Source organism: Algoriphagus sp. (assembly GCF_024642405.1).
Lineage (GTDB): Bacteria > Bacteroidota > Bacteroidia > Cytophagales > Cyclobacteriaceae > Algoriphagus.
On sequence record NZ_JAHEBC010000142.1, the window covers coordinates 1 to 9,568 of the forward strand.

Sequence of the window (9,568 nt, forward strand, 5' to 3'; positions counted from 1 at the left end):
TTTCAGGATTAGCTTCCAGTGCTTCTATTCGTTTAAAACTCTGTTCTAATTTCCCTGGAAGAAATGGAATTCCAAGCTCATACTCTTTTGTAAGCTGGTAAACCCATCCTTTATGATTAACCAAAATAGCTTTTCCTGCAGCTATTGCATCAAAAAACTTATTAGGACTATTGGTTTTAAGAACAGGTAAATGAGCAAATGAGATCCAGGCAAAATCAGATATAGATAAAACTTCATTTACATGTTCCTTTGACCCAAATGGGATGAATTTTAAATTCATTAGCTCCTTTTCTTCGGCATACTTTTTCAACTCGCTCTCTGCACTTCCTTTTCCCATCACTAGAAACTGCCATTTCTTACCTTTCCTCTGGGCAAGATTAGCTACTTCTAAAAGTTCATTTACGGCATTTACCTTTCCTAAAGCTCCAGTATAAGAAATGGTCAGATCAGAAGAGAGGTTATATTTTTGTAAGACATTAGCATCCTTCTCTTGGGGATAGAATGTTTGAAGATCAGAGAAATTTGGTACTAAATGAACTGATGATTTTGGGCTTATTTTCCTTAGATGTGATGCTATTCCTGGTGAAAGAGCAACCAAACTCAAAGCATTTCTATAAATCCGAGCCTCTAGCTTTTGTAGGTATTGAATTATTATTTTACTTCTGATGGCACCTACCTCGATTGGTGCCTGAGGCCAAAGATCACGGACTTCAAAAATGTATGGGATAGCCATTTTTTGCTTTGCCCACAAACCAATCCAACCTGTTGTCAAAGGTGTAGAAGTGATGTATAACAGATCAGGCCTAGCGAGCTTTTTAAGAAGTTTTTTTGCTTGAATGCTAAAGTCCCAGAAAGCTTTAACTCGTTTAAAAAAATTGAATTTTTGATCATATGGTACCGGCAGATAATGAACTTTGATCCCATCAATCCATTTTTGATCGTAGGCTCTTTGGTTTCCTGCTGTGATCATCTCTACTTCAATTCCCGCCTTCACCAATCCTTTTGCCAAGTGATAAGAACGTACTGCTCCTCCTTCTTGAGGAGTCCGGAAATATTGATGAACGTAAATGACTTTCATAGCTTTTTCAATTCTACCCATTCTGCCAATAAAAAAATATTATAGAGCGCTAAAAATTGAAATTTGACTCCAGATTCAGGATTTTTAGCAAGGATTCTCATTTCGAGAGGGAAGAATTCTCCATGACTTTTTTCAAAGGCTTTCACCTTATTAAACACCCTGCTTGAAAATTCGCCTTTTTCCGAGAGCCATTCCTGCAAAGGCAAACCAAAACCAAATTTTTCTCTCTGGGCTATTTGTTCCAACCCAGAGTCTATCAACAAATCCTTGATCCAAAGTTTCTTTTTTAAGACAGATTCATCAGCAATCTCCCTCCAAAATGAAATCATTGAACCAGATAAATAAGGAGATCTTCCTTCAATACTATGTGCCATCAAGGCTTGATCGTGGATTTTAAGTACATCTTGAACTAAGTAAACCTGCCTATCAAAATCCAAAGCTTTTTTGTAAGAACTTAAATTTGGATTAAAAACTCGCTCATAATCAGAGGCCAAATCATCGCTAACCGGCTGAAGAGCTGAAAAATTCAGAAACGTCTTTACAGGATTACTATCTATGGAATTAAAAAACTTCCTGACACTTCGGCTTAAAGGCAGGGCTTGAAGAAAAGTCTTACCCATCAGTAGAAGTCTCTGATTTTGGAGATAAAAATCATATGCCGAATGTCTGTTATACCCTCCCCAAAGTTCATCTGCCCCAGCTCCGGAAATTAAAACTTTCACCTTTTTCTTAGCTTCTTTACCGATCATCCAAGTTAAAAAGCCAGCTGAATCTCCAATTGGAAAATCAATTGAATTCAAATAGTCTTCCCAATTCTCCCAAAAGACCTTTTGATCCATTTCAATTAAATGATGCTGAGCGGGAATCTTCTTCACTAACTCTATTGCTGCATCACCATCTGCATACTTTTTCCTATACTTTTTTTCTACTTGAATAGTGTAAGCAGGGATAGAGGTTCCCGTTTGATTATACCATGTTGAGTACAATAAACTACTATCCATACCTCCACTAAGCATTATTCCTACCGGTACATCTGCATGAAATTGGGTTCTGACAGCCTCGTTTAGTCTCTCTTTAAATTCTTCTTTTCCTAAATTCTGAACTTTGTATTTTAAAATTGGAATGTTATCCCAACGGAATGTAGAATGTTGAAAGATATGGCTATAACGGCCAGCTTTCCATTCCTTCACTCCTTTGTAAAATGTCTTCCCAGGTAGAGGAGATCTAAAAAAGTAATAATGTTCCGTTTGATTTTCATCAAGAGGTGCTTTAATAAAATTTGCAATTCCACTTGCTTCTGAGGAGATAATCAGACGATCTTGATTTTGAGAATAATACAGAGGTTTCTCTCCATTGGGATCCCTTGCGACAAGAATCGAATTATCCTTTAAATCCAAATAAATGAGGGCAAACATCCCTTCCAGTTTTTCTAGACCTTTGACTCCAAAGACCTTGATCCAATTGATCAATACTTCAGTATCGCAGTCTGTGATAAATTCAATCCCCATCTTCTCTAGAAGATTTCTTAAGGATTTGTAATTGTAAATCTCCCCATTCCAGACCAACATTGAATTTCCATCTGCTGACCAAAAAGGTTGATCTGCATCTGGCCCTGGGTGTAAAATTTTAAGCCTATTTACTCCAACCCACATTCCAGGCCATGGGCTAATAGCAGCGTCCTGATCCGGACCTCGATGTTTACTTTGCGATAATAATTTATTGATTACAGTTTTATTGGCTCCCTTTCCCCAAATCAAATGTATCCCGCACATTATTTTTCAGTTTTAGAAACTGTACCATAATTCTTTTCAAAATATCTGCACATATGGGTAATAGAGCATTCTTCACATTTTGGCTTTCTTGCTAGGCAAGTATAACGACCATGAAGAATCAGCCAATGATGGGCTACATGAACATATTTTTTTGGAATATGGCGTATCAACTGCTTTTCAACTTCCAGTGGTGTTTTCGCAGTCTGGGACACTAATCCTAATCGCTTTGAAACTCGAAATACATGGGTATCAACTGCCATATTGGGTTGGTTCCAAACTACAGACGTGATCACATTTGCCGTCTTCCTTCCAACACCAGGCAATTTGGTGAGTTCGGCTACGGTTTCCGGAACTTCACCTCCAAAATCTTCCATCAACATTCTACCCAAACCTAATAGGTGTTTAGTTTTATTATTAGGATAGGAAACAGACTTGATGTATGGAAAGAGTTCATCAAAATTAGAAGCTGCCAAATATTCTGGTTTTGGGAAGTGTTTGAATAAAGCTGGAGTCACCATATTTATTCTTTTATCCGTACACTGAGCTGATAAAACCACAGCAACTAAGAGCTGAAATGGGTTTTCATATTGTAGCTCCGTTTCCGCTACTGGCATATTCTCCGAAAAATGTTTGATAAACGCTTCGTACCGTTCTTTCTTAAGCATGTAGTTGATTTTTCTTTGGGCTTTGAAGATAGTTAAATTGAAAAAAATAGGAAGATCAAAATGAAAAATTCAAGGAAAGTTTAAGAAAACTTTAGCCTGGCAAGGGAAAGACCCTCTACAAATTTTATATTTCAAGATGATACCAAAAGTAAAATCTTCCAGATATTATAAATATTCATTTCTTCTATTCATGGTTTTTATTTCAGCCACAAGTTTTGCTCAACAACGACCTAGAGAATTAGGCATTCATTTTGGGATTTTACCCACAGGAACTTTGAATGCTATCACTGATGTACCTGGTCTGAAAGTAGGTCAATTCACCAAAATAGAAGGAACAAACATCCGTACGGGTATCACCGCTATTGTTCCCCATGGAGGAAATATTTTTCAAGAGAAAGTTCCAGCGGCTATCTATGTTGGAAATGGTTTCGGAAAACTTGCAGGTGTGACGCAAGTTCAAGAATTGGGCAATATTGAAACACCTATCATTTTAACGAATACACTTAGTGTGGCTGCTGGAATCGAAGGAACTGTAAAATACAGTTTGGGGATGGAAGGGAATGAAAATGTTCAATCAGTTAACGCTGTAGTTGGAGAAACCAATGATGGGTTTTTGAATGACATCAGAGGCATGCATGTTTCCTCAGCAGAAGTAATAGAAACTATAAAGTCGGCCAAATCAGGTTCAGTCCAAGAAGGAAATGTGGGAGCAGGAACCGGAACAGTCTGTTTTGGTTGGAAAGGCGGAATAGGTACAGCATCAAGAAAACTTCCAGAAAGTTTGGGAGGCTATACATTGGGAGTTTTGGTACAAAGCAATTTTGGAGGAAATCTTCAAATTGCAGGCGTTCCGGTAGGTGAAAAATTGGGAAAATATCCGTTCAAAGACGCCTTGGAAAAATCCGACGGAAGCTGCATGATTGTGGTGGCAACGGACGCTCCACTTTCCGATAGAAATTTAGAGAGATTGGCAAAAAGAGCCATCATGGGCTTAGCAAAAACCGGGGGTATCGCTTCTAATGGTTCTGGTGATTATGTGATTGCTTTCAGCACAGCCGAAGGACTCAGAATTCCATATTCCGCAAAGTCAGGCGAATTGCTTCAATCCGAAATGGTAAGAAATGACGATATGACCCCTCTTTTTTTGGCAGTTATTGAAGCGACAGAAGAGGCTATCATTAATTCTCTTTTTGCTGCTGAAACTATGGAAGGAAGAGATGGGCACAAAGTAGAAAAACTCCCGGTAGACCAGGTGATGGATTGGATTAATAGCTCAAAATAGGTATGGAAAATCCAGGATATTCAGGAACTCCATTGGCGAAAAAGCTAGGAATCAAATCTGGAATGCTGGTTCAAATACTTTTTTGTCCCAAAGACTATTTGGCATTTTTTCATGACTTTCCAGAAAACGTTTCTGTAGAGACTGGTTCAGACTTTTCGAAGGAAGCCGATCTAATCCATTTGTTTGTCCGGACCACTGAGGAATTGGAAATAGGTTTTAACCATGCTCTTTCCCAACTCAAAAAGTCTGGTTCCCTCTGGGTAAGCTGGCCTAAGAAAACCTCAGGAATCCCTACTAAAGTAGATAAATTTCCTATTCGATCCTATGGACTAGAAAAAGGATTTGTCGATGTGAAAGTCGCAGCCATTGACGATCAATGGAGTGGTTTGAAATTTATGTATAGATTAAAGGATCGTTAATCTTAATGATAATTGAAATATTTCAAGTCTAGAATTAAATTTTTCTAACATTAATTCTTAACTTCTAGACGCTTAGTCAGGATTTTTAGACTATTCAGTAGTATAGATTTGTACTTTTTAAATTTTACAAATCTCTAAAGAAGTTTATTTTCTTTTTCATTTTACCAAACTTAATATCCCCATGGAAAACACATCATCTCAACCCAATCCAGAAAACATATTGAAAATCGGTTCAGGTTTTATGGCCTGCAAAGTTTTATTAACTGCAGTAAAGTTCAAGCTTTTTACCAAACTTTCTGCCCATCCCGATCAAACCGCCATTTCATTGAAAAAGCAATTAGACCTCAATTGTTCTGATCGCCATTTCTTTGATTTTTTGGACACTTTAACAGGGTTAGGATTTTTAACCCGAACTGGTATGCTTGAAAATGCTAAATATTCGAATTCCATGGATTCGGAAGTATTTTTGGATAGTAAAAAACCTTCCTACATCGGCGGGATTTTAGAAATGATGAATGCTAGACTTTATGGTTTCTGGGATAACTTGGAAGAAGCATTAAAAACTGGAACACAGCAAAATGAAGCCAAGCACGGAGTGAATGTATTTGAGGAGATCTACAAAGACCCCGAAATCCTAGAAACTTTTGTCAATGGTATGACAGGCGTGCAAATCGGGAATTTCATGGCTTTCGCCAAGCAATTTGATTTTTCGAATTTAAGCACGCTGACGGATGCGGGGGGATCAGCCGGTTACCTTTCTTTGATGGTCGCTCAGGAAAACCCACACATGCATTGTACGAGCTTTGACCTGCCTCCAATTGGACCGATAGCAGAGTCGACCATTAAGAAATTTCATTTACAAGACCGAGTTCAAAGCAAAAGCGGCGATTTTTTTAATGAACCAATCCCTAGCGCAGACATGATTGTCATGGGAAACATTCTACATGACTGGAATGAAGAAGAGAAAATTCTATTGATGCAAAAAGCATATGATTCTTTACCAGAAGGGGGGATTTTTGTTGCCATCGAAAATATCATTGATGAGGATAGGAAACAGAATATTTTCGGAATGGTGATGAGTTTGAATATGCTAATTGAAACAGTTGGTGGCTTCGACTATACCTTCAAGGATTTTTGTTGTTGGGGAGAAAAAGTTGGATTTAAATCCTTTGAAATTATGCCTTTAGCAGGTCCGGCAAGTGCTGCAATAGCTATCAAGTAATATTTTCAGAATCCTAAACCGTCAAAATTTTTAAACCCAAAAACTATGAAACGCAGAAAATTTATTAAGACATCGGCTCTCAGCGCTGTAGCTGTCAGTTCATTCGGATTTATCCGATTTGATGGGAAAAAGTATGTAGGCGATTGTGAAACAACTACAGATATTTTAGGACCATTTTATAGACCTGATAGCCCCATGAGAAGCAACCTAAACGTTGCCGGCAAAAAGGGAAAACCTATTCATTTGACTGGACTAATCATGAATGAGGACTGTGCCACACCTTATGCTAATGCAAAAGTTGAACTATGGCATTGTGATGAGGATGGAGTGTATGACAACTCAACTCCTGAATATAATTACAGGGGCACAGTGATGACAGATTCCAAAGGTCAATACTCTTTTGATACCATCTTGCCCGTTCCATATGATGCCGGTGGAGGCTTGATACGACCTGCACATTATCATTTAATGGTTACAGCAGCTGGTTATCAAACTTTGGTAACTCAACTTTATTTTTCAGGAGATGAGTACGTCCAAAAAGATCCTTGGGCATCCAATGAAGCTGCGAAAAACAGAGTTTTGGAAGTCTCCTCTGATGGTAAAAATGGAAATACCGTTACCTTTAACGTGGGCCTCGCAAAAAAATTGGGGATGGAAAAGGCTACATTGGAAAAGCTAACTGGTTCGTATAAGTCTGAAGACGCAGGAGAAAGAAATGTAGAACTATTCCAAAGAGAGGGAAAACTCTGGCTTAAAAATGAGGTCTTTGGAATCGTCTTCGATTATTTGGGAGACAACACCTTCGAATTCCCAGGTTTACATGACGGATCTTACCAAAGATTAATATTCCTTTCTGGAGGAAGCATGAAGCTTGAAATGTACCAATCAGGTTCTGAAATACAAACCCAATCATTCATCAAAACATCTTAAATCGACATCTTTATTTTATGAAAAAATTAATCACCCTCCTGGTTTTCCTTCTGGTAGTAGGATTGAATTTGAAAGCTCAAACAGTAGAAAAACTGGTTTCTTCAACCCAAGGTTTTTTGAGCACTCTTGATACTGAACAGAAAAACTTAGTGATGCTTTCCATGGAAGACAGCGCGAGAACCAAATGGACCAATCTCCCCTTGGGTCTTGCACCTAGAGCTGGGCTGAGATATGGAGATTTTTCAGAGGCATCTAAAATTGAATTTCATAAAATGTTAAGTGCCGTTTTCAGTTCCCAAGGCTATCTGAAAACTTTCAGTATCATGCAGGTTGATGATATTTTACATGAAATTTTTGAAATAAAATACGAAAAAGGTGAGGTGCCCGAGAATGCAATTAAAATGATTCGAGGATTGAATTGGGACTATGGAAATTACTACGCCGCGATCTGGGGTGATCCAGAGAAAGATGATGTTTGGGGATTCAAATTCGAAGGACATCATATATCGATCAACCTCACTGTAACTGGTGATGAATACTCCCTAACTCCCTTGTTTTTTGGCTCTGATCCAGCGGTAGTTGAAGTCACCCAATATGCGGGATTAAGGCCTCTGAGTAAAGAGGAGGATTATGGATTTTGGTTTGTCAACTTACTTGACGATTCACAGAAAGCAAAAGCAATATTTGAAGATGAGGTACCTGGTGACATCATCACAAGTCCTGGCCGTCCTCAATGGCTATCAGAATATCGAGGGATTAAAGGCTCCGAACTTAACGATGAGCAGCAAAAAGTCCTTCATTACTTGATCGAAGAATACATAGGAAATTTAGAAACTCAGAAGGCAGATGAATACATGGCAATCTTACATGAGAGAGGTTTGGATCAGGTTTATTTTTCATGGATTGGAAGTTTAGAACCCATGAAAGCCCACTATTATCTGATACACAGTCCGGATTTCATTATCGAGTATGACAATGTAGGCTTCTTGGACAATGCCAATCACATCCATTCTATTCTCAGAAAAAACAACAATGATTTCGGGGAAGATATCCTTAGGAAACACAGAATGGAGCATGAGCATTGATGGGTTAAAGCCTAATATTCTGACCGTCAAAACGAATGCTGATTTCAAAAAATGGTATTGGTTGAAAGAAGAATTGGTTGTCTATTGTAAGCACTTGGGGATTTCCTATACCGGTGGAAAATTTGAGTTACAAGAGCGAATCAGTTTCGTTTTAGAAAACCCCGGCAAGCCACTTCCGAAGTCGAAACCTAAAAAGCCTAGCTCTAAATTTAATTGGGCAAAGGAAAAACTATCCCTGAATACCCTTATCACTGATACCGTTTCTTTTGGCCCTAATTTTCGGAATTTTATGAAGTCTCAAGTTGGAGATCACTTTTACTGCCACAGCGACTTTATGGATTGGGTTAATTTGAATGCCGGCAAAACCCTTGCTGATGCAGTAGTTGCTTGGAATAGGTTTGAAAAGCGAAAGGAAGACCCTGGATTTAAGCGGGTAATTCGACCTCATAATATGTTCAATCAATATCTACGAGATTTTTTTGAAGATAATAAAGGTCTCACTTTGAAGGATGCCAAGAAATGCTGGTCAGGGAAAAAATCGGAGCAGAACCTTGATGGTAAAGTGATTTATGAGACGAAGGATTTGAGTTATTTGGAGATATAGGCTTTGGAGGAATACCCATTTATTGACTTCCCTTTCGTAAGGCAAAGCATTCCTTTCCTTAAGATTAGATTATTCTAAGATTTTTACGCTAAATTCTAGCTTCAATAATCCTTTTTCACTATGAAGTTTTTTTCATATTCTATCATCCTATTTATTGCCTTTTTGAGCTGTTCAGAAAAAGAATCTCTTCCCATCCAAAAACCCAATATTCTTTTAATCGTTGCCGATGATTTAGGCTATGCAGATTTAGGTTCTTTTGGAGGGGATATTGATACCCCAAACTTAGACGAGCTTGCCATGAAAGGAATCCGATTCAGTCGATTCCATACCGCTCCATTTTGCGCGGTTACTAGGGCGATGTTTTTATCAGGGAATGATAATCATATTGCCGGCATGGGTGTTCAAGGCAGAAGAGATGGATTGATTGGCTACGAAGGTTATTTAACGGATCGTATCGTCACTATCCCCCAACTTCTCCAAACCCAAGGTTATCATACTTATATGGCGGGAA

At 38.4% G+C, this 9,568-nt stretch carries 10 protein-coding genes; 7 read left to right on the plus strand and 3 right to left on the minus strand.

Features of this window, described 5'->3' with window-relative positions; translation table 11 throughout:
• The 3 genes from Q0L68_RS11750 to nth all read right to left on the minus strand — a co-directional run.
• Positions 1-1,078 (minus strand): glycosyltransferase family 4 protein (locus tag Q0L68_RS11750; protein ID WP_296703250.1); only part of this gene is annotated, 1,078 nt, incomplete at its 3' end.
• Complete coding sequence (gene asnB / locus Q0L68_RS11755; protein WP_296703252.1) at positions 1,075-2,850, minus strand: asparagine synthase (glutamine-hydrolyzing); 1,776 nt, start codon at positions 2,848-2,850, stop codon at positions 1,075-1,077. The genes asnB and Q0L68_RS11750, both read right to left, overlap by 4 nt.
• On the minus strand, positions 2,850-3,515 hold the full coding sequence (gene nth / locus Q0L68_RS11760) for an endonuclease III (protein ID WP_296703255.1): 666 nt from the start codon (positions 3,513-3,515) through the stop codon (positions 2,850-2,852). Before nth ends, asnB begins: the two co-directional genes overlap by 1 nt.
• Positions 3,516-3,705: 190 nt before the next feature.
• Between nth and Q0L68_RS11765 the strand changes: the two genes are divergently transcribed.
• From Q0L68_RS11765 to Q0L68_RS11795, 7 genes are all read left to right on the plus strand, one after another.
• Positions 3,706-4,797, plus strand: a complete 1,092-nt coding sequence (locus Q0L68_RS11765) for a P1 family peptidase (protein ID WP_296703275.1) — start codon at positions 3,706-3,708, stop codon at positions 4,795-4,797.
• Between the two features lie 2 nt (positions 4,798-4,799).
• Entirely contained in the window at positions 4,800-5,216 is a 417-nt protein-coding gene (locus Q0L68_RS11770; RefSeq protein WP_296703260.1) for a DUF3052 domain-containing protein, read from the plus strand.
• 181 nt (positions 5,217-5,397) lie between these two features.
• On the plus strand, positions 5,398-6,438 hold the full coding sequence (locus Q0L68_RS11775) for a methyltransferase (protein WP_296703263.1): 1,041 nt from the start codon (positions 5,398-5,400) through the stop codon (positions 6,436-6,438).
• A gap of 45 nt (positions 6,439-6,483) precedes the next feature.
• Positions 6,484-7,368, plus strand: coding sequence for a catechol 1,2-dioxygenase (locus Q0L68_RS11780; RefSeq protein ID WP_296703266.1), 885 nt, complete (start codon positions 6,484-6,486; stop codon positions 7,366-7,368).
• A gap of 17 nt (positions 7,369-7,385) precedes the next feature.
• Entirely contained in the window at positions 7,386-8,453 is a 1,068-nt protein-coding gene (locus Q0L68_RS11785; RefSeq protein ID WP_296703267.1) for a DUF3500 domain-containing protein, read from the plus strand.
• Positions 8,443-9,057 carry a DUF6434 domain-containing protein gene (locus tag Q0L68_RS11790; RefSeq protein WP_296703270.1) on the plus strand — a complete coding sequence of 205 codons (615 nt, stop codon included), beginning with the start codon at positions 8,443-8,445 and terminating at the stop codon, positions 9,055-9,057. The genes Q0L68_RS11785 and Q0L68_RS11790 overlap by 11 nt, the downstream gene beginning before the upstream one ends.
• Before the next feature lie 120 nt (positions 9,058-9,177).
• The coding region (locus Q0L68_RS11795) for a sulfatase-like hydrolase/transferase (RefSeq protein WP_296703272.1) at positions 9,178-9,568 on the plus strand (391 nt) is incomplete at its 3' end.

Coding starts and splice junctions, on each gene's coding strand:
- Q0L68_RS11765 (WP_296703275.1), top strand. CDS start 3,706: ATGGTTTTTATTTCAGCCACAAGTTTTGCTCAACAACGACCTAGAGAA.
- Q0L68_RS11770 (WP_296703260.1), top strand. CDS start 4,800: ATGGAAAATCCAGGATATTCAGGAACTCCATTGGCGAAAAAGCTAGGA.
- nth (WP_296703255.1), bottom strand. CDS start 3,515: ATGCTTAAGAAAGAACGGTACGAAGCGTTTATCAAACATTTTTCGGAG.
- Q0L68_RS11780 (WP_296703266.1), top strand. CDS start 6,484: ATGAAACGCAGAAAATTTATTAAGACATCGGCTCTCAGCGCTGTAGCT.
- Q0L68_RS11785 (WP_296703267.1), top strand. CDS start 7,386: ATGAAAAAATTAATCACCCTCCTGGTTTTCCTTCTGGTAGTAGGATTG.
- Q0L68_RS11790 (WP_296703270.1), top strand. CDS start 8,443: ATGAGCATTGATGGGTTAAAGCCTAATATTCTGACCGTCAAAACGAAT.
- asnB (WP_296703252.1), bottom strand. CDS start 2,850: ATGTGCGGGATACATTTGATTTGGGGAAAGGGAGCCAATAAAACTGTA.
- Q0L68_RS11775 (WP_296703263.1), top strand. CDS start 5,398: ATGGAAAACACATCATCTCAACCCAATCCAGAAAACATATTGAAAATC.